The organism is Flavobacterium frigidimaris (assembly GCF_002217275.1).
GTDB classification, from domain to species: Bacteria; Bacteroidota; Bacteroidia; order Flavobacteriales; family Flavobacteriaceae; genus Flavobacterium; species Flavobacterium aquidurense.
Map to the genome: position 1 here is coordinate 1 of NZ_MUGV01000039.1, position 21,596 is coordinate 21,596.

The following is a 21,596-nucleotide window of genomic DNA, read 5'->3' on the forward strand; positions in this document are numbered from 1 at the left end:
TTTAAATTAAGATTACAATAAACATCTGTATAATCTATACTTTCTTCATTACTAATTAAAACACCTTTTTGACTTACATTTATCATATTTGCCTTTCTTCGAGAACCTTTTTTAAAAAAGTCATCATTTAACCAATAGGAAGCTCTATCAAAGGAAAAGTTCTTAAAATAAAATAATGAAATTGATCCCTCATATCTTTGATTTTCAAAATTATGTGTAAAAACATCAATTTTATCTGAAGAGGATTTGTATTGATGTTTTAATGAGTTATTAATTTTTTCTTTTAATTTTTTCTCTTCATAATCTTGGGCAAAAATTTCTATAATTTCTTGATCGCAATCAACAATTATGGGAAATTCAATATACCTAAATTTATCTTTAATATAAGTTACATAATCACTTGACGTGAATATGTCATAATCATTTTTTAAATTTAATGTTATAGAAGTTCCTGGATATATTCTTTCAGATTTTTTAAAGAAATGGAAATAATTCTTTGGATCTTTATCTAATCTAAAATGCAGAGTTTCTGATTTTTGAGTTTTTGTTTCAATATCAATATAATCTGCCATCAAAAAATAAGAAAAAACTCCTACTCCAAATTGACCAATGGAGTCATAATCTTTTTTTACACTTTCTTGTTGATAGAAACTACTACATAACTTCCCAAAATAATTTTTAATGATAAACTCGTCCATCCCTAAACCATTATCTTCTATCTTTATTTTATCTTTTCCAATAAAAAGCTTTATTTCAGGAATATAATTGGGATTTAAAATTTTTTTATATCTACATGTATCTATTGAGTTTTGAATTAACTCTCGTAATGATGTCAATTTATCGTTGTATAGATTTTCCCCAACAAAAGCATTAATAACATTGTCAACATCAAATGAATATTTTATACCTTTTGGATCAAAATTCTCATATTTTATTTTATTTTTTATCTGATCTAATCTTAATGAAAAAAAACGATTTTCAGTGTTACTAATATTCCTAATAACCTTTTGGCAGTAATTTATTACATCTGCAATTTTATTAAATTGATCTTCAAGTGCAGCTAACATGCTATGATTTGAGCATTTTATTTCAAATTCAACATAATTTTCCGTTATAAACATTAAAGTATTTGCGATATGTTTATTCCATTCTAATACACTTTTATCATTATCCGGCATATAATATTTCGTAAGCAAACCTGGAGTCCTAATATTTGTTATATCGAGTTCGTCAGCAATTCTTAAAACTGCTGCTAAATATGGTAAACAAACGAAACTTCTTCCCGTTTTAACAGTATATTTTGGTTGATATATCTCTGGATTTCCAATATCAACAACTCTATGACCTTCTGAGACAAGAGCAATTGCTTCAGCATATTTTTCATTTGGAATTTTTAAATTCTCCCATTCTTCTAAAATGAATTTTTTACTTAATGTGTGATGATTATCTCGCAAATATTTTTCTCTACTAATTTCGGGATGCAACTCTCGTTCTTTAACTAGTTCTTCTGTATCTGCAATTTTTTTTATCTTATCTTCAGGTATGCACATTCCAATATCATGTAAATAGCTGGCCATTGATAAAATATAGATTTCATCATCATTTAGATTTTGAATCTCTTCGTCAGTTAAAACCATACTGACTATTTTAAACACTTCTTCAGTGTGATTAATAGAATGATCAGTATAATCTGGAAAGTTTTTTATGTATTGTGTCAATAGTAATTTTACTTCGTCTTTAGTATCATTTAATTTTCCAAATAAATTTGGGTTTAATTCTTTTAACTTTACTTCTAAACTATTCATGAATTATGGTTTTATATACTTCGCTAATGTAGGTATTTTATTGTTTTTTATTCATAAAAAGTAATTTACAATATGAATTAAATTATATATTTACGCAAACCAAAAACCAAATTACTTCACCAAAAACCAACTATGAAAAGAAGGGACTTCGTTAAAACAACATTACTTTTTGTAACATCGGTACAATTGTTTCCTAACAAATTGCTTGAATCCACTTCAATTCTTAGAAGTAATTTTAAATACATTTATACGAATTCTAAACTTAAAAACCAGTTCTTTTTGTTTTTGAAAAACGTGTTTAATTTATATCCGGAGGCCGAATTCCATAAATTAATTTATGACAACACGATTTCAAAAAGTACTGATAAAGAGATTTATACCACAACACAATCGCAGTTAGACGACATTACGCCAATGTTATCAAGCGTTCGTTATCAGCTTCCTGCTTTGATGCATCAAAAAAATGAGATGTCGGTAGAAACGGTTGCGTTATTGGGAGAAGGCACTTCTTATAATGGATATTTAGAAATTGGTTCTTCGGGCCGTTATCTGGATTATCTGGAAGAAAGTATTTCTATCAAAGGAAAAAGATATTATGCTGATGGCCGAAAACCAAAATATTCTTTTACCGAAATGGTCGAGCGCGGGCAAATTGCCGTTGGCGCAGCATACATTCCCTTTACCAATTACGAAACCAAATTTGGGAATCATGTTCCGCACAATAGTGTTGATTTGGTTACTGTTTATATCGGTTTTCATCATTGTCCCTTAGAATTGCGAACGCAATACATTTCTTCCATTAGAGATACAATGCGTGTGGGCGGAAAATTGATTTTGAGAGATCATAATTGCGATACCGAAGATCAAAAAGTATTAGTGGCATTGGCGCACGATGTCTTTAATTTGGGCGTAAACGAAACCTGGGAATACAATGCCAAAGAGGTTCGAAACTTTTATTCTTTAGACTTTATTTGTGCTTTTGTTGAAAACATCGGATTTAAATTCAACAAAAAAACATTGTATCAAAAAGGCGATCCTACTAAAAATGCATTAATGGTTTTTACCAAAATATAATCACTTTCTATACGCCTTTATGAAGAAAATCTACCGTTTTATTCTATTGCTATTCGCCTGGTTACTCAAAATTATACAATTGATTTACGCCGGAATCAAAAAAGCGATTCGGTTTATCAATAGAAAAAAGCGCAGGGCAATTCCGTTTTACGGTTTCCTTTTATTTGTTTTATACATTTTCTTATTAATACAATTCTCTGGAGATTCAAAATTCGATACGACAATTGATAATAAAACCCTGAATGATATTACGCAAATCAACCCGATCCAGGTCAATCAAATAATCAAACCCAAAACGGTAAACGAAATTGTTTACGCCATAAAAAATACTACCGAACCCATTTCGATTGGAGGAGGAAAATACAGTATGGGCGGACAAACTGCCTTCGAAAACAGTTTGCATATTGATATGCGGTCTTTCAATAAAATCGTCCGTATTGATACCACTAAAAAGCAGATTACGGTACAAGCCGGAATTCGATGGAGAGATATTCAGAAGGTAATTGATCCTTTGAATTTGTCGATCAAAATCATGCAGACGTATTCTAATTTTACGGTTGGCGGTGCGATTTCGGTAAATTGCCACGGAAGATATGTGGGTTATGGTCCAATTATTTCATCTGTTTTAGAATTGAAAATTATTACGTCAAATGGCGCTATTATCATTGCAAACCGAAAAGTAAATCAGGATGTTTTTTATGCCACAATTGGGGGTTATGGCGGAATTGGCGTTATCGCCGAAGCTACTTTGCAATTGGTTGATAACGAAAAAGTAGAACGGTTCCACCAAGTCATGCCAATTGAAGAGTATAAAGCTTATTTTGATAAAAATATTCGAAATAATGACAAAGTCGTTTTTCAGAATGGGAATTTGTATCCTCCGAAATACGACAAAATAATGAGTATTTCATGGGAGAAAACCACAAAGCCCTTAACCGATACTGATCGCTTAATTGATGAAAATGAAAATTATTGGCTGGAATCGAATTTATCCGGAGTGGTTTCCTGGGGAAATTCAGGAAAATGGATTCGCGAATACACGATTGACCCTTTGTATTTTATTCCGAAAACGGTTCGATGGCGCAATAAAGAAGCGAGTTATGATGTGAAGGAATTAGAACCTTCTTCCCGCGAAAAGTCAACGTATGTATTGCAGGAATACTTTATTCCGGTGGAGCATATAAAATCATTTATTCCGAAAATGAGTGCCATTTTTCAGAATAATAAAGTGAATGTCATCAATGTTTCGCTGAGACATGCTTTGCCGGATCATGAAAGTTATCTTTCGTGGGCCAACAGAGAGGTTTTTGCTTTTGTAATTTATTACAAACAAGGAACCAATCCCGAAGCAAAAGACCATGTGAAAAAATGGACACTTGAAATGACGGACGCTATTTTAAGCGAAAACGGAACCTGGTACCTTCCCTATCAGCCTCACGCGACTATTGAACAGTTTCAAAAAGGATATCCAAACAGTGCTAAATATTTCGCCTTAAAAAATAAATTAGATCCGGACCAGCGCTTTACAAACAAGTTACTGGACAAGTATAATCCGTATACTGAGAACAATTTAGCGCATCAAAAAAAGAAAATAAAAGAATACTTCAGAGCCGAAGAACAAACGGTTCTGACGGTTCCAGAATGGTATTTGGTTTACAATCCGAAAGAGTATGCTGATTACTTGAAAAGTGGCAAAAATCCGTCTGATTTTCCTTTTTACAAATCCATTGATGAATATTGGAAATTATATGAACGTTCTATAAAACTGACATCAAAAGCTTATCCTGAAAACGGCGAATACAAAACGATGTTACAAGTCATTGGCGTAAGTATGACGATGGAATATGGTTTGAAAATTATTTATGAAAATACTACAGGACGATTCTTTTCTTTGTTTGCAGAAGACAAAATATCCAAACAAGAAGAAATCATAATTGATGCTCAAAAAGCTTACAGCGACTTTGTTTATCAAACGGCCTGGTATGAATTTGAATTTCTGCCTTGGGTTAAAAAAGTTTGGTCCGCTTCTGATAATTCGGATTGCAGTACTTTACGAAAATGGGAAAGAACGATGTTGTTTACGGCTGAATTTTCTTTTAAAGCTTTTTATTCCAAACTTATTGAATGGGGCGCGAAATCAAGTTACGAAACGCCGTCTAATCTTATTTATTTAGTCGTTTCTAATACGGATGCTATTAAAGAAAGTAAAGACTTAAAAATCATTAAAAAAGGCAATGGCGACAAAATGATTATTGCCGTTACAAGATGGGCAATTTTTACAACTGAAATGAAAAAATTGGCCAATCAGGATGTGAAAATTTATGAAATTTCAGGAAATGATGAAATTGCGGTTTCGACCATTATGAGTAAATCACAAGATGTAAATTTGGATGGTATAAAGTTATTGTATCAATCCAGTATTGTTACGGATGATGGTTTAAAAAGGAATGTTTACTTTATGCCGGTTGAGAAATTATTACCATTTATTAAGAAGGCTGAGAGTGAAAATGTTATTGTTGAACATGTTTATGATTATTAAATAATTTAAAAATAAAACTATGCTAAAAAAAATCGCTATCCTTTCATTAATTCTCCTGATATCTTGTCGAGAAAATGAAACCTCTCGCAGAAGTAATGAGGAACCAAAAGCTTTTGAAGAAACAAGTATTGAGATAGGGAGATTTAGAAAAGGAGGCGATTTAGTCGATGACTTGTATCAGGAACTTGTAGATAAATCTCCTGAATTAAAAGCTTTGGAAAACGAGCTAAGTGAAATTAATCCAAGGGATACAACAAATCTTTTTTATACTTATGATCAAAAATCTGATGATTATTACAATTCTGTCGAAAGTCATATTAGTGGTATAAGGGATAGCGTAATGAAACAAAAAATGATAAATTTAATTAAGAAAAGTCAAGATAAATATGTCACACAAAAAGCTGATATTGAAAATTTAGTAAATACTATCAATAAAAAACGAAGTGAGATCACTAATTATCATACTGCTTTAAAGATTATTTTAACGATTCCGCTTATTGAGCAATATCAAAAGCAACATTTGCCAAACAAATCTCCTTTTGAGAAAGTAATTGAGAAAGAAAATCAATTGCTTGAAAAGACAAAAAACATTACGCCAAAATATTAATTGGATAGAAATGTAATTTTACCTTAGGCACAATAAAAATATTGAATTATCTACTGCTTTAGATGGAGGTAATTCAATGAATCTCAAACTGGCTTTAGCCAAAAAATACAATAATTTCGGCTAAAGCCAGTTTCATATTGTAATTTCGTTCCTCCAGCTAAAGCAGGAGGCTATTCATAATAAAAAATAAATTACAGCATAAATAGTATCATGATTACAAAAGCAACATTACAAGATATCCCGGCTTTAAACATTTTAATTAATTCAGCTTACAGAGGCGAAACTTCTAAAAAAGGCTGGACAACGGAAGCTACTATTTTAGAAGGAAAAAGAACCAACGAAGATGAATTGACAGAAACAATTCTGAATCCGAAGAATACCATTTTGAAATATACAGAGAACGATAAAATTATTGGTTCAGTTTTATTGGTCGAAAAAGAAAACCAATTGTATTTGGGAATGTTAACCGTTTCTCCTGAATTGCAAAATAGCGGAATCGGAAAAAAAATGTTGGCCGAAGCCGAAAATCATGCTAAAGCTTTGGGATTGTCAAGTATAATTATGACGGTTATTTCAGTTCGTGAAGAGCTTATCGCGTGGTACAAACGTCATGGTTATGTTGATACAGGCGAAAGAGAAGCTTTTCCTGAAAGCGAAATTCATATTACGATTTCTGATGCGCCTTTGGAGTTTATTTATTTGGAGAAGCTTCTTTGAGATTGCTATTTCACAGAGATTCACAGAGATTTTGCACGGAGATTCGCTAAGCTTTTTTATTGTTGGAGTGAAATAAAGTCGCAGAGTCGCGAAGTTTCTTTTTTATATTTTCTTTGCGACTTTGTGATTCTTTTTTTAAACCTCTGCATCTTTGTTGCTTTGTCCCTTTGAACCTTTTTAAGTAACACGCTGCTATACACCTCTACAAAAAAACCTTTGCCTCTTTGTAACTTTGCAACTTTGAACCTTTTGTAAAAAATAAAAAATGAACATACGCCTTTTGTCCAAAAAAGATTCTAAAGCCTCTATCTGGAGTGGTGGATTGACATATCAATATATCATATATCCGGAAACAGCAAACTACGCCGATAGAGATTTTGTCTTCAGAATAAGCAGTGCTACAATAGCGCAAGAGCCTTCAGAGTTTACCAAATTTAAAGGCTATTACCGCTATTTGGTTATGCTTGATAACAGCTTAGATATTGAGGTAAACAAAGAAAAAAAAGTATATAAAAAATATGAAATCATGGAATTTAATTCGGATGATGAAGTGACTTCTTATACAAAAGGCATTGATTTTAATTGGATGGTTTCTGAAAAAATACCCCATCACAAACTAAAAATAACGACTAATAGTCAGAATTGTAATGCTCAAATAATCATTTTGTTTTCTTTAGATACAACAGTTATTAAAATTGATGAGAAATCATTTGATCTAAAACCTTATGATCTGTTAATTATCGAAAATCATAAAAAGGAAAATATAATACTTGATTTTTCTAATGAATGCCTGTTTGGAATACTGGATTTTTAATAAAAAGGTTATACCACAGAGATACACAATCCCGATAGCTATCGGGATGCACAGAGATTCGCAGAGTTTTTTTTGCCACGAAGGCACTAAGGCACAAATTTTTTTTAATCTCGCAATCCCGTTAGTTATCGGGAGCGAAGTCACAAAGTTTCTTTTCTTATATGTCCTTGTGACTGTGTGAATATTTTAAGTTCAAACTTAAATTCCTTATATAACTTATATGGTTTAAAAACAGTTACAAAACAAGTTCTTCAAACAAACGCTGAATTGTTTTTTCTAAATCCTCACACAAACCCGTATGTGGTCTTGAAGTTTGAATCGCTGAACTTCTTATTGCTGTTAACCATCGAAAACGCTCCGGAATTTCCATTTGTCCAATTGGTCCACCGTCTTTTTCTCCGGCGGCAATTTTTTTAAGGGCCGTTATGTTGCAATGCAATTGCTCGATATCAAAATCGTTGGAAAGAGTTTCAACTTTAGCATCATCGATGTGAGACAGTACTTTTATAAATTTGGCTTTTTTGCAAAACAAAATGATTCCGATATTCAGGAATTCTTCGCGTTCTACTCTGGGTACCACACGAATTACGGCATACTCATATAAGTGACTATCTTGCATTTTGAGCCTGATTTACAAAGATTTCGGAATTATTTAATCTTGTCTGCAAAAATTGTAAGTATACATTTCGCAAAGCTTCCGGTGTTTCATCGGTATCTTCCCAAACTAGCCATTCTTCAGGAATTGTATTAACAACTTCTTCTAATATTTCGTTTGTTAAAAGTGCTTTGAATTCAGCATCAACTTCTTGTAAAAGTGAAGCCTGCGGAAGTAAAACGTGATCTTTTATCAGTGCAAACGGACTTTTGGCATGTTGTTCCCAATTGTTCCAGGAATGATGAAAATACAAACAGGCACCGTGATCAATCAGCCATAATTCTTTATGCCAAATCAACATATTAGTATTTCTGAAAGTTCGGTCTACATTAGTGATATAAGCATCCAACCAAACAATTTGCGACGCTAATTTTGCATCAACAGTCGTTACAACCGGATCAAAAGTAATAGCGCCTGATAAAAAATGAAGAGCCAGGTTTAATCCCTGACTTCCCTGTAATAAATCCTGAATTTCTTCATCGCCCTCAGATCTTCCAAAAGCTTCATCAAGATTGGCGAAAACCAATTCGGGAAGCTGTAATTTTAAGGCTTTTGCAATTTGTCCGCCAATTAATTCGGCTATCAAAGCTTTTATGCCGTGACCGGCTCCTTTGAATTTTAAGACATATTTAAAATCGTCATCGGCTTCAGCCAAAGCGGGTAAAGAACCGCCTTCGCGCAAAGGCGTGATGTAACGGGTAACATTTACCGTTCTGAGATCGAAATTGTTTTTCATAGATACAAACTTACGAATTTAGATTTCTGATTGTAGAATTTAGATTTAGAAAAAAGAGTATAGAACATAGAAAAAAGACTTCTCATGGTAATGAAAATTATCTAATTATCAAATTGACACATTATCTAATTTCCTAATTTTCTAATTCCAAAAAAGCTTTTCCCAAATTCTCTATAATATCAGAAGCTATAAAAGACTGATAACCCGCTTGTGGCAAAGCAATATCTGCTGTTAAGCCGTGAATAAACACACCTAGTTTTGCGGCATGTTTGGGTTCGTAGCCTTGTGCCAGAAAACTTGTTATGATTCCGGTTAGGGTGTCGCCGCTTCCGGCGGTTGCGAGTGCGGCGTTTCCGGTTGTGTTTTCGTAGATTTCTTGTTTGTTGATGATGTAGGTTGGGGCTCCTTTCATTACAATAATCACTTTGTATTTCTCCGAAAAAGCAAGTGTTTTTTGAAACTTCTCAGATTCCGAATTCCATTTTCCAATTAAGCGTTCCAACTCTTTTGGATGTGGCGTCAGGATGGTATTTTCCGGAACTAGTTCTAACCAGGATTGATTTTCTGCCAAAATATTAAGTGCATCAGCATCGAGAGCTAAAGGTGTTTTGTTGCTTCTTAAAAACTCAAATAAAGCTTTTTGGGTCGCCAGCTCCTGCCCGATTCCCGGGCCAATTCCGATCGCTTGTGGAATTAATGGAAGATGGATATTGGTTATGAAATTCGAATTTTCATCGGTGACCACCATAACTTCCGGAATGGAGATTTGCAGGATTTGGTAACCGCATTTTGGTGTAAACGTCGTTACAAGTCCGCAACCTGATTTTAGACAGGCTTTTGATGCTAAAACGGCTGCTCCTATTTTGCCGTAACTTCCTGCAATTATTACGGCATGGCCTTGAAGTCCTTTATGTGTATGAGGATTTACAGGTTTATAAAACTTTAGAATTTCTTCTTTTGTGATTAAAAATGGAGTTTTCATTTGATAATTTTGTTGGACTGATTATTTAAACACATAGAAACATAGTTTTTCTTTACGCAAAAAGGCATTTCACTTTTTCTGAAAAACACATTAGCTGGCTGGGAAACTAAATAAATCAAAATTGTTATCTAAAGTTACATAAAATTTGAAGAAAAATTCTTCTCGATAACTGAGTTCCCTAGCCCTGATAGAAGCGGTATCCTTTTTGTTTTTTCTTTAAAAACAAAAAGATATAGCGGATAGCAGGAAATAGCTACTAAATATTGCGAAATTTATAATTTAGACTATTAATTTCCGATATTTTTTGAATAAATTTGCGACTCACTTTTATAAACAACACACAATGAAAAATACTGCGCTTACGCACATACATGAAAGTTTGGGAGCGAAAATGCTGCCTTTTGCCGGTTATAACATGCCTATTACTTATGAAGGTATAAATGCTGAACACGAAACAGTTCGTAACAGTGTGGGCGTTTTTGACGTTTCGCATATGGGAGAATTTTTACTTACCGGACCAAATGCTTTGGCTTTGATTCAGAAAGTGACTTCGAATGATGCTTCGACTTTGACAATTGGAAGAGCACAATATTCTTGTTTGCCAAACAATGACGGCGGAATCGTTGATGATTTGATTGTTTATAAAATGAAAGAGGAAGAGTATTTGCTTGTTGTAAATGCTTCGAATATTGAAAAAGACTGGAACTGGATTTCTTCGCACAATGATTTGGGTGTTGAGATGAAAAACCTTTCTGATGACTATTCTTTATTAGCCATTCAGGGACCAAAAGCGGTTGAGGCTATGCAGCCTTTGTCTTCTATAGATTTAGCTGAAATTGCTTATTATCATTTTGAAGTAGCTGATTTTGCTGGTTTTAATAATGTAATTATTTCTGCAACCGGTTATACAGGTTCAGGTGGATTTGAAATTTACTGCAAAAATGCTGATGCTGAAGCAATCTGGAATAAGGTTTTTGAAGCTGGTGCAGCGTACGGAATAAAACCAATTGGATTGGCAGCCCGTGATACTTTACGTTTAGAAATGGGATTCTGTTTGTACGGAAATGATATTAATGATACTACTTCTCCGCTTGAAGCCGGTTTAGGATGGATTACGAAATTCAACAAAGATTTTACTAATTCTGAAAGTTTGAAAAAACAAAAGGAAGAAGGTGTTTCTAAAAAACTAGTTGCTTTTGAAATGCAGGAGCGCGCTGTACCAAGACATGACTACGAAATTGTTGATGCTTCTGGTGCTGTAATTGGTGTTGTAACTTCTGGGACAATGTCGCCTTCTATGAATAAGGGAATTGGTTTAGGATATGTTACAGTCAGTAATAGTGCTGTTGATAACGATATTTTTATCAGAATCAGAAAAAATGACGTTCTGGCTAAAGTGGTAAAATTACCTTTTTACAAGAAATAATTTTTAAAACTTATATAAATTGAAAAATGCATTGCTTGTGAAAGTGATGCATTTTTTTTAATCGATTATGTATTTCATCGAAAACAAATCGTTTAAATGTAAGATATTTTAGAAAAAATATAACTTTTAATCAAAAAAATAAGTGTAATTTTAGGGTAAACGAAGATCTTCGATTTATGAAAAAAATACTATTATTTTTTTTGATGACTACCAGCGTTCTATTTAGTCAAAATAGCGCAAACACTTGCGAAATCTTAAGTAAGATAAACAGACTTATTCAAAGCGAACATATCAGGCCAAAACCAGTTGATGACAGTTTGTCCATTTTTGTATTTGATAATCTAATTAACGAATTAGATCCTTCCAGAAACATCTTTTTTAAGTCAGAATACGATGAATTATCAAAAAAATATCGTGTTAGCCTGGATGATATGATCATGGAAGGTGATTGTAATTTTGTGGATGATATTTCAAATAAATATAAAGACGGACTAATCAGAACAAAAGCCGTTTTAGAAAAGATTCAAAGTGGAACTATTGATTATACTAAGAAAGATACGATTCGGTTTTATAAAAAATCTTTTCCGTTTTATTTAAAAAAAGAAGATGTAGAGAAAGTCTGGCTTAAAAAATTACGTTATCAGATTTTAGATGATATAGCTGAAACCAGTGATAATTTAGATTCTATTAAAACCAACTTCAAATCGATTGAACTGGCTTCCAGAACTACTATTTTAACTAATGAAATTTGTCGTTTCAATACCCTTTTAGAAACGAATACAAAACTGGAAGAGAAGATATACAACTTCTTTTGTACGTACTTTGATCCGCATACAGCTTATTTTAGTGATGATTCAAAATCGAGTTTTGTAGCTTCTCTGTCAAAAGAACATTTATCGCTTGGAATGACTGTTAATTTGAACGAGAAAAACGAAATTATTATTGATGAAATAGATCCCAATGGTCCGGCTTTTAAGACAGGACAAATAAAAAAAGGCGATCAGATTGTTTCGATATCCAACCATAAAGATACATTAAAGGTTTCTTGTGCATCATTAGAATCCATTTCTACCATGATTTTATCAGAATCTAATAAAAGTATTACATTAACTCTAAAAAGGAATTCAGGTAAAAGTTTCGACGTTTATATCGAAAAACAAGTCATGAAAGATGAAGAAAATTCGGTTTTCAGTTTTATTGTGGGTAAAGAGAGTAAAATTGGCTACATCAAGATTCCGAGTTTTTATGCCGATTTAGATGGGAACAGCCGAAAAGGTTGTGCTGATGATGTGGCCAGGGAAGTAATAAAATTAGACCGTGATAATATAAAAGGCCTTGTAATAGATTTAATTGACAACGGCGGCGGATCTATGGAAGAAGCCATCAAACTGGCCGGAATGTTTGTAGATTATGGTCCGCTTTCAATTGTAATAGATAACAAACAAGGTACATCAGTCATTAATGATCCTTACAGAGGAATGATTTATAAAGGTCCGATCGTCGTGTTGGTGAATAGTAATACGGCTTCAGCCAGTGAGTTTTTTTCTTCAATATTGCAAGATTACAATCGCGCTTTAATTCTTGGTAGTACTACACTTGGAAAAGCAACCATGCAAACCATTCTTTCGCTTGACGAGGAAAAAAATACCGATTATTTAAAAATCACTATTAATAAATTTTACAGAGTAACAGGAAAAAGCCACCAATATATAGGAGTTAAACCAGATGTTGTAGTACCTGAATTTTATGAAGGTGTTTATCAAAAAGAAAGCGATTTTCCGACTGCCATTAAAAACGACAGTATACAACCCTTTTTAAAATACAAACCATTTGTAAAGCGACCTTTAATTGATAAACTTGCACAAAGTAGCAGAGCACGACTGGCTGACAATTATTATTTTAACGATGTAAAAAAGATAAATTTAAAAATAGACCAATTGGTTAACACTCCAAAATCCGAAATTCCCATGACAATTGATGCTGTTTTTAATCAGAAAAAATTAGTGAATTCACTTTGGAAAGAGATCAACACCTTTAATGACGAAAACAATCCATTAGACGTTTATAATTCAACTGTAAATCAATTTTTACTGGGCGTTTATCCAACCGAAAAAACAATAAACCAATATCAGATTGATAGTCTGAAAAAAAATCCTTACCTGAATGAGGCTGTAAATATTATTACGGAATTTAATGCTTCAAAATAGGTTTCAGGTTGTCTCACTTTGAACATACATTTTAACCGTAAAGTTCGCAAAGTCTTTTTTCTTTACGTTTGCAGCATATGTTTATTAAGTTCGTAAAGCTTTTGCGTAAAAACCTTGCGAACCTTGCGGTTAAATTCGGCATGAATGTCTTTAAAATCAAAGTTAAAATTTCATAAGAACATAATTTAAAAAAGAATACAATTGATTTTGGAAAAATAAGGAATAACCGTATTTTTGCATCACAAAACTAAAAATTAGAAATGGGAAGAGCGTTCGAATTTAGAAAAGGAAGAAAAATGAAACGTTGGTCAGCGATGGCCAAAACATTTACCAGAATTGGTAAAGATATCGTTATGGCTGTTAAAGAAGGCGGACCTAACCCAGATGCCAATTCTAGATTAAGAGCTGTTATACAAAATGCGAAAGCAGCCAACATGCCTAAGGACAATGTGGAGCGCGCGATAAAAAATGCAAGTAATAAAGATACTGCCAACTATAAAGAAATTTTGTTTGAAGGATATGCTCCTCATGGAATTGCTATTTTGATTGAAACAGCATCTGATAATAATAACAGAACAGTAGCAAACATTCGTAGTTATTTCAACAAATGCAACGGAACTATGGGAACTCAGGGTTCAGTAGAGTTTATGTTCGACCATACTTGTAATTTCCGAATTGCAAAAGGAAATCTTGATCCTGAAGAATTAGAATTAGAACTTATTGATTTTGGTGCGGAAGAAGTTTTTGAAGACGAAGACGGAATCTTAATCTACGCTCCTTTTGGAAGCTTTGGAGCTTTGCAAAAAGAATTAGAAAACAGAGGACTTGAAATTTTATCTTCTGGTTTTGAGCGTATTCCTCAAATCACTAAAGAATTAACAGAAGCACAAATAGCTGATGTTGAGAAATTAATCGAAAAAATTGAAGAAGATGATGACGTAATGAACGTTTATCATACGATGAAAGAAGAATAATATTTTCTTTTTTACTTAAACTAAACTCCAGAGCAATCTGGAGTTTTTTTTTTACCCAATGAGGAAAACCGTAAGGATTAAAATATTAGAATTTTTATGTTTGAAAGTAGACAATTCCTTGATAAACGAGTGATCCTATCTATTGAATACTATTTTTCAATCTTCTATTCATTATTTAAGAAATATTCCCTTCAATAAAAATCTTATAAAGCACAATTATAAAAAAAATTAAATTAATTATGGATTCAAACCATGAAGCGCAACTTAACCAAATAAAAAAAATATTTTTTGGTCCATTTTTACTGGTTATCGCACTAATTTTATTTTTTATAGCATCATATTTTATCAAATTAGAATATGATGAACACGTACGTTATGGACAAATTATGACAGGAAAAGTAGTAGATACATATTGGGTAAGTTCAGGTGATAGTCCGCCTACTTCTCTCTTTTATTGCATAATAAGCGTTGGAACAAAAAATTATACTTTTGAGATTCAAAATGCCGAACAAGATTTCATGTTATCTCATGAAGAACAAAATCTAATTAAGGAAGTAAAAAACGGAGATCAGGTTAAAGTAAAATTATTAAGTAACAAAACTGCAAAAATAGTAGAGTGGAAAAAAATCAAAATAAATCCAAAAAATAAATTTACAGATATTTTAGGAATGTGGCTTACCATTATCCTATTGTTCAGCATTACAGGTTATCTTCTTTATAAAATATATTGTATCTACAGAAACAAGACTTAAAATAAATCACTCAAAAACAGAACATTATCCGGTAAAAACATTAATTTATTGTAAGTAAACAATACCTACTTTTACCTTTAACTTTTTAATTGCAAATTACTTTTTTGCAGCATTATTTGTCACCTTAATCAAATAAGTTCCTTCTGGTAAATCACCAATATTTGAAGCATTAGTTCCTGTTATTTTTCTTCCTTGCGAGAAAACCTCAACAGTTTTAGTAACAGTATTTACCTCAGAAGTTGCTCCAGTTGTTGTTTTTGCTGCAATCGCCTTAGAAGATACAGTAGAAACTTTTTTCACTGTATTTGAAACTGAAATAGCTTCAGTTATAGCTGGCTTTGAACTATTATAAGATTCCATAACCTGCTCATCTGTCATAGCAACATTATATATCTTTAGATCATCAATATCTGCATTGATGCCAACTGCAGCGTTTAATTGTCCCAATCTAAGAATATAACCTTTTGTTAAACGTGTTATCCCTTCTACTGATTTTAACAATTCGCCATTACGGTATATTTTAGAATTGGTACCGTCATAAGTAACACTATATTGGTACCAAACCTCTTTCTGAAGAGGAATTGAAACTACAATATTATTTGTATCTCCCCATCCAACCAAACTTAAGTCTGAAGTACCTGCTGCTATAGCTTGCTGTAACAAACCAAAATACTGCGAATTGACTGTTGTACCGTAACCAAAAATATAATTAACTGCAGTAATAGTATTAAATTTTACCCAGACAGAAATTGATCTTGGTTTGTTATCTTGCGGAAGATCTCCTACTACACCTTGTAAAACTTTATTAGTAAGTCGCTGAGCTGCTTTAGCAATTCCCGCTCTGTCATTTACAAAATTAGGTGATCCTAAAAGCGAAATGGTATTATCTTTATTATTTAAATTTCCATTGAAATTAAACTCCTGGACCGGATTTTGGGCGTTACTATTAAAAAAGCTTACAAACATTAAAGTGAGTAATAGTTTCTTCATATTATAGAATTTTGGGGTATATAAAAAGCGTTCTTTGTTATGTATTTAATCTCTTTAAAATAATCAAAATTGATAAATAAAAACTCTTTATTAAGTTTACTTATACTTTTGCAAATTTTGTTAAAACTATGAATTTAATTCAATTTTACAAATATTTATCAGACATAAATACAGCATTCTTATTGAATTAGAAAATATTAACATTTTAAGGTTTTATCAAATCACATTTGTAAAAACATATTTACAAAAAATCAATTTACTTCGCGAATGGATTTATCATTATAAAACAGCTTTCTTTTATATTTTAATTTATCACCTCAAATGCATCAAACAAATAATACTAAAGTGTTCCAATTTTAGCTTTGTTTGTAATGATTTTAAACTAAGATTAGAGATTATGAAAAATCATATTAACCATTATATTTGTGCGACCTCAAAAAAAAATTAATTTTATGAAAACATCAAAATACACAAAAGTTGCCGTAATCATTATGGTTATTTTATTTGTAGCACTTAGCGTAATAAGCTGCAGTACCCACACTCATACCTCTTCTGGAAAAATTCCTCCAGGACAAGCAAAAAAGATGTCGGGAAGTAAAAGCGCCAAAGCTTATGCGCCAGGACAACAGAAAAAACATTAATAAAAACAAAAAAGCCTTTTAAAATCCAAATTTAAAAGGCTTTTTTCACTATTCAAAAAATTTAATTCCTACTAACACAAAAAAACTAACTAACTATTTTTATAAACCAAATTTTTACTTCTATTTTGATGTTATTTTATTTGAAGGTTTATTTGTTATTTTCAATAAATAAGTTCCTTCCGGCAGATCATTAATACTCATTGCATTATCGCCAACTATTTTCTGCCCTTGTGAGTATACCTCAACATTTTTAGTATTTCCATTTAAATCGCCGGTCGCAATAATTGTATTTGACGGTGCTGTGGCTTTTGCAGCCACTTTTCCTTTTCCTGCAGTTTTTGCAGCTTTTGAAGCCACAACTGGTTCTGAAACTACAATTACCGGTTTAGAGTTATTATAATCTGACATAATTTGCTCATCTGTCATGGCAACATTGTAAATCTTTAAATCATCAATATCAGCATTTATACCTATTGTTGTATTTATTTCTCCTAATCTAAAAATGTTACCTTTTGTAGAACGATTAATTCCACTAACAGATTTCAATAATTGTCCATCACGGTATATTTTAGATACTGTTCCATCGTAAGTAATACTATATTGGTACCAAATGTTTTTCGTTAAAGATGCAGAAACAATAACGTCATTCGAAGCACCCCAACCAGCCATACTTAAGTCAGAATTAGAAGAGGTTGTGCCTTGTTGTAGCAAACCACAATATTGGGCATTATATGCGGTTCCATAACCCCAAATATAGTTTGCCTTTGCAATATCATTCAGTTTTACCCAAATAGTAACTGTTCTGGCTTTATTATCTTGAGGAAGATCAGTGATAATAGCCTCCATACCTTTATTAACAAGTCTTTGAGCTCCATTTTCAACTCCATTTCTATCAGCAACAAAATTATTTGTTCCCATAAATGAGGTTGTATTTTTAGTATTAACTAAAGTTCCATTAAAAGTAAATTCCTGAATCGGATTCTGAGCACTCGCATTCAAAAAACTTACAAACAATAAAGTAAGTAGTAATTTTTTCATAATAGTAGATTTAGGGTTATAAAACAACATTGTGTCATTTTAACACTGCTAATCTATATTATTATGTATTTGGTCAGAAATTTTTTCGACAACTAACCTAAATAATCGTTAAAATAACCAAAATTGATAATTATAAACGTTCAATTGTATTTATTTATAGTTTCAGTAACATTATTAAATTTATAAATTTAATTCAATCAAAATAAAAATTTCTTACGTATAAATACGGTATTTACATATTTAATATCATTAAAACTATTATTAGCAATTCCTATTTATTTGGGAAAACTTACTTATTTACAAAAAAAAACTCCAGAAATTAAAATATCTGGAGTTTTATATATTTAGGAATAATCCTTTTTATTTTACAAATTCAATTTTCTGAACTTCTTCTTCATTAATACTATCAAAGAATCCTTGTTCGTTCATCCAGTCATCACTAAATACCTTACTCATATAACGAGAACCGTGATCAGGGAAAATAGCAATAATATTACTATCTTTTGTAAACTCCCCTTCTTCAGCATATTGCTTGATGGCTTGCATTACTGCTCCTGAAGTATACCCTACAAATAAACCTTCTTTACGAGTGATTTCTCTTGCAGAGTGGGCACTTTCTTCGTCTGTTACTTTCATGAATTTATCAATAATATCAAAATCTGTAGCAGATGGAATTAAGTTTTTACCTAAACCTTCAATACGGTAAGGATAAATTTCCTTGTTATCAAATTCTCTTGTTTCATGGTATTTTTTTAACACTGATCCAAAAGCATCAACTCCAAGAATTCTAATATTAGGGTTTTGTTCTTTTAAGAATTTAGCTGTTCCTGAGATTGTTCCTCCGGTTCCGCTGCAAGCAATAAGGTGCGTAATTCTTCCTTTTGTTTGTTCCCAGATTTCTGGTCCAGTACTGTTGTAATGAGCATCAATATTTAATTGATTAAAGTATTGATTAATATACACAGACCCTTTTGTTTCTTCGTGTAAACGTTTGGCAACATTATAATAAGATCTTTCATCATCTGCTGACACGTGAGCTGGGCAAACATAAACTTTTGCACCTAAACTTCTCAACATGTCAATTTTGTCTTTTGATGATTTTGAACTTACCGCCAGAATACAGTTATAACCTTTAATAATGCTAACCATTGCCAAACTAAAACCTGTGTTACCAGATGTAGTTTCGATGATGGTATCACCTGGCGACAGAATCCCTCTTTTCTCAGCTTCTTCAATAATATATAACGCTATTCTATCTTTTGAGGAATGTCCTGGATTAAAAGCTTCTACCTTTGCGTAGAAATTTCCTTCTAAGTCTTCGGTGATTTTATTTAGCTTAATAAGTGGGGTGTTACCTATTAATTCTAAAACATTATTATAAGCATTTATTTCTTCTTTCATAAAAAAATAGTTAATCAAAGGCATTTTAAAATAACCTTGATAGGTTGCAAATTTAACAAAAATTTTCTAATTAGCTTTTAATTTTTTCTAAATCTAATAAAAAACTAAATTCTTTTGCTAAGTCTTTTAAAGCTTCAAATCTTCCCGAAGCGCCGCCATGTCCAGCATCCATATTGGTATCTAAAAACAAAAGATTATCATTTGTTTTCATAGTTCTTAACTTGGCGACCCATTTCGCAGGTTCCCAATATTGCACTTGTGAATCGTGTAATCCTGTGGAAACATACATGTTAGGGTATTTTTGTGCTTTTACATTATCATATGGTGAATACGATAACATATAATCATAATATTTCTTATTGTTTGGGTTTCCCCATTCATCATATTCTCCGGTTGTCAACGGAATACTATCGTCTAGCATTGTTGTTATTACGTCTACAAAAGGAACCTGAGCTATCACTCCGTTGTACAATTGTGGGGCTTCATTTACAATAACACCCATCAAAAGTCCTCCTGCAGATCCTCCTTCTGCATACAAATGTTCAGCAGAAGTAAATTTTTCGTTAATTACAAATTTAGAGCAATCGATGAAATCTGTAAAGGTATTTTTCTTTTTTAACAGTTTTCCATCTTCGTACCATTGTCTTCCTAAGTCCTCCCCTCCTCTAATATGGGCGATTGCATACACAAAGCCGCGATCTAATAAAGATAATCTTGTTGAGGAAAAATACGTATCCATAGTGATTCCATAAGAACCATAAGCATAAAGTAATAACGGATTTTTACCGTTTTTTTCTAATCCTTTACGATAGATTATCGAAATGGGCACTTTTACACCATCTCTGGCTGTTGCCCAAACTCTTTCTTCGACGTAATTTTCTTTATCAAATTTTCCTCCTAAAACCTGTTGTTCTTTTAAAATTTCTTTGGCTTTAGTTTTCATATTGAAATCAATTACAGACGATGGCGTTGCTAAAGATTGGTAGCTGTAACGCAAAACATCGGTATCAAAATCAATATTCGTAGTGGTATAAGCGTTATATGTTTCGCTTCCAAAAGGTAAATAATAATCCGGTTCACCATTCCAGGGCATAATACGAATATGATTCAATCCGTTTGAGCGTTCTTCTACAACCAGATAGTTTTTAAAGATTTCGATATCTTCCAGTAAAACATCATCGCGATGCGGAATAAGATCTACCCAATATTTTTTTGCTGTTTTATTTTCAGGCGTTTTCATCAACTTAAAGTTGGTTGCCTTATCTTTATTCGTTAAAATATAAAATGAATCTTCAAAATGAGAAATACTGTATTCTAAACCACGAACTCGAGGTTGGAATACTTCAAATTCTCCATCTGGATTATCAGAATTCAAAATTCTGTACTCTGTTGTCAAAGTACTTCCTGAACCAATTACAATATATTTTCTTGATTTCTCTTTACTGATTGAAACATTAAAAGTGTCGTCGGTTTCGTCAAAAACCAAAACATCAGCAGCAGAATCGCTATTAATTTTATGTCTGAAAACTTTATCAGATCTTAATGTAACTTCGTCTTGTTTGACATAAAAAATGGTTTTATTGTCATTTGCCCAAACAGATCCGCCGGTTGCGTTTTCTATTTTGTCACTCAAAATTTCGTTCGTCTCTAAGTTTTTTATCTGAATGGTATAAATTCTTCTTCCAACAAGATCAAGCCCAAAACTTGCAAATTTATTATCAGGACTAATACTTAAGCCTCCAAGCTTAAAATACGCATGTCCTTTTGCCATTTCATTGCAGTTAAACATAATTTCTTCTTCTGCAGATAGACTCCCTTTTTTTCTTGAAAAAATAGGATAATCCTGACCCGTTTCAAATCGGGTAATATAATAATAACCATTATAAAAATAAGGAACAGATGAATCATCTTCTTTAATCCTACCTTTCATCTCTTCATACAAAGATTCTTGTAGCCCTTTTGTATGCGAGGTCATACTTTGATAATAGGCATTCTCTTGGTTTAGATAATCAAGAACCTCCGAATTTTCTCTGTCATTAAGCCAAAAATAATTATCGATTCGGGTTTCTTTATGTTTTTTTAATGATTTTGGAATTACTTTGGCCTGTGGGGCTGATATATCGTTTTGCATTGATTGAGCATTAATTTTTATATAAGACACAGCAAAAATACTATAAACACAATAGAACAGAATTAATTTTTTCATAAAATATTGTATTGATATAAGACAGCAATATA

At 32.2% G+C, this 21,596-nt stretch carries 18 protein-coding genes; 10 read left to right on the forward strand and 8 right to left on the reverse strand.

Annotated elements, in window-relative coordinates:
* On the reverse strand, nucleotides 1–1,805 hold a 1,805-nt coding region (locus B0A65_RS19445), incomplete at its 3' end, for an HD domain-containing protein (RefSeq protein ID WP_207556465.1).
* Between the two features lie 132 nt (nucleotides 1,806–1,937).
* Between B0A65_RS19445 and B0A65_RS19450 the strand changes: the two genes are divergently transcribed.
* From B0A65_RS19450 to B0A65_RS19470, 5 genes are all read left to right on the forward strand, one after another.
* A complete protein-coding gene (locus tag B0A65_RS19450) occupies nucleotides 1,938–2,879 on the forward strand; it encodes a hypothetical protein (protein ID WP_074657240.1) in 942 nt (313 codons plus the stop codon).
* A gap of 19 nt (nucleotides 2,880–2,898) precedes the next feature.
* Nucleotides 2,899–5,418, forward strand: coding sequence for an FAD-binding oxidoreductase (locus B0A65_RS19455; RefSeq protein WP_083370365.1), 2,520 nt, complete (start codon nucleotides 2,899–2,901; stop codon nucleotides 5,416–5,418).
* 19 nt (nucleotides 5,419–5,437) lie between these two features.
* Nucleotides 5,438–6,025: a hypothetical protein gene (locus B0A65_RS19460; RefSeq protein ID WP_074657237.1), complete on the forward strand. Its 588-nt coding sequence runs from the start codon at nucleotides 5,438–5,440 to the stop codon at nucleotides 6,023–6,025.
* Nucleotides 6,026–6,235: 210 nt separating this feature from the next.
* Nucleotides 6,236–6,742 carry a GNAT family N-acetyltransferase gene (locus B0A65_RS19465; protein ID WP_074657234.1) on the forward strand — a complete coding sequence of 169 codons (507 nt, stop codon included), beginning with the start codon at nucleotides 6,236–6,238 and terminating at the stop codon, nucleotides 6,740–6,742.
* Between the two features lie 265 nt (nucleotides 6,743–7,007).
* Nucleotides 7,008–7,556, forward strand: coding sequence for a HutD family protein (locus tag B0A65_RS19470; protein ID WP_074657232.1), 549 nt, complete (start codon nucleotides 7,008–7,010; stop codon nucleotides 7,554–7,556).
* A gap of 235 nt (nucleotides 7,557–7,791) precedes the next feature.
* Here the strand turns inward: B0A65_RS19470 and B0A65_RS19475 are convergent, their stop codons facing one another.
* The 3 genes from B0A65_RS19475 to B0A65_RS19485 all read right to left on the reverse strand — a co-directional run bounded on the left by B0A65_RS19475 (nucleotide 7,792) and on the right by B0A65_RS19485 (nucleotide 9,929).
* Complete coding sequence (locus B0A65_RS19475) at nucleotides 7,792–8,175, reverse strand: DUF3037 domain-containing protein (protein WP_074657229.1); 384 nt, start codon at nucleotides 8,173–8,175, stop codon at nucleotides 7,792–7,794.
* Nucleotides 8,165–8,947, reverse strand: coding sequence for a HipA family kinase (locus B0A65_RS19480; RefSeq protein WP_074657225.1), 783 nt, complete (start codon nucleotides 8,945–8,947; stop codon nucleotides 8,165–8,167). Before B0A65_RS19480 ends, B0A65_RS19475 begins: the two co-directional genes overlap by 11 nt.
* A 133-nt stretch (nucleotides 8,948–9,080) precedes the next feature.
* The gene (locus tag B0A65_RS19485; protein ID WP_074657221.1) at nucleotides 9,081–9,929 is read right to left on the reverse strand and encodes an NAD(P)H-hydrate dehydratase; all 849 of its coding nucleotides are present in this window, start codon (nucleotides 9,927–9,929) and stop codon (nucleotides 9,081–9,083) included.
* A 343-nt stretch (nucleotides 9,930–10,272) separates the two neighbouring features.
* Between B0A65_RS19485 and gcvT the strand changes: the two genes are divergently transcribed.
* The 4 genes from gcvT to B0A65_RS19505 all read left to right on the forward strand — a co-directional run bounded on the left by gcvT (nucleotide 10,273) and on the right by B0A65_RS19505 (nucleotide 15,288).
* Complete coding sequence (gcvT, locus tag B0A65_RS19490; RefSeq protein WP_074657218.1) at nucleotides 10,273–11,355, forward strand: glycine cleavage system aminomethyltransferase GcvT; 1,083 nt, start codon at nucleotides 10,273–10,275, stop codon at nucleotides 11,353–11,355.
* 176 nt (nucleotides 11,356–11,531) lie between these two features.
* Nucleotides 11,532–13,562, forward strand: a complete 2,031-nt coding sequence (locus B0A65_RS19495; protein WP_074657214.1) for a S41 family peptidase — start codon at nucleotides 11,532–11,534, stop codon at nucleotides 13,560–13,562.
* Between the two features lie 260 nt (nucleotides 13,563–13,822).
* Nucleotides 13,823–14,536 (forward strand): YebC/PmpR family DNA-binding transcriptional regulator, encoded by a 714-nt coding sequence (locus tag B0A65_RS19500; RefSeq protein WP_007811539.1) that lies wholly within the window; start codon nucleotides 13,823–13,825, stop codon nucleotides 14,534–14,536.
* A 239-nt stretch (nucleotides 14,537–14,775) separates the two neighbouring features.
* Entirely contained in the window at nucleotides 14,776–15,288 is a 513-nt protein-coding gene (locus B0A65_RS19505) for a hypothetical protein (RefSeq protein WP_074657212.1), read from the forward strand.
* A gap of 96 nt (nucleotides 15,289–15,384) precedes the next feature.
* On the opposite strand, the gene B0A65_RS19510 is transcribed toward B0A65_RS19505, so the two are convergent.
* Nucleotides 15,385–16,278 carry a LamG domain-containing protein gene (locus B0A65_RS19510; protein WP_074657209.1) on the reverse strand — a complete coding sequence of 298 codons (894 nt, stop codon included), beginning with the start codon at nucleotides 16,276–16,278 and terminating at the stop codon, nucleotides 15,385–15,387.
* A gap of 452 nt (nucleotides 16,279–16,730) precedes the next feature.
* Here B0A65_RS19510 and B0A65_RS19515 point away from each other — a divergent pair, with 452 nt between their 5' ends.
* Nucleotides 16,731–16,919 carry a hypothetical protein gene (locus B0A65_RS19515; RefSeq protein WP_074657206.1) on the forward strand — a complete coding sequence of 63 codons (189 nt, stop codon included), beginning with the start codon at nucleotides 16,731–16,733 and terminating at the stop codon, nucleotides 16,917–16,919.
* 120 nt (nucleotides 16,920–17,039) lie between these two features.
* On the opposite strand, the gene B0A65_RS19520 is transcribed toward B0A65_RS19515, so the two are convergent.
* The 3 genes from B0A65_RS19520 to B0A65_RS19530 all read right to left on the reverse strand — a co-directional run bounded on the left by B0A65_RS19520 (nucleotide 17,040) and on the right by B0A65_RS19530 (nucleotide 21,564).
* Nucleotides 17,040–17,957: a LamG domain-containing protein gene (locus B0A65_RS19520; protein WP_074657203.1), complete on the reverse strand. Its 918-nt coding sequence runs from the start codon at nucleotides 17,955–17,957 to the stop codon at nucleotides 17,040–17,042.
* Nucleotides 17,958–18,317: 360 nt separating this feature from the next.
* Entirely contained in the window at nucleotides 18,318–19,358 is a 1,041-nt protein-coding gene (locus B0A65_RS19525; protein ID WP_074658298.1) for a PLP-dependent cysteine synthase family protein, read from the reverse strand.
* 70 nt (nucleotides 19,359–19,428) lie between these two features.
* A complete protein-coding gene (locus B0A65_RS19530; RefSeq protein WP_074657200.1) occupies nucleotides 19,429–21,564 on the reverse strand; it encodes a S9 family peptidase in 2,136 nt (711 codons plus the stop codon).
* Between the last annotated feature and the right edge of the window lie 32 nt (nucleotides 21,565–21,596).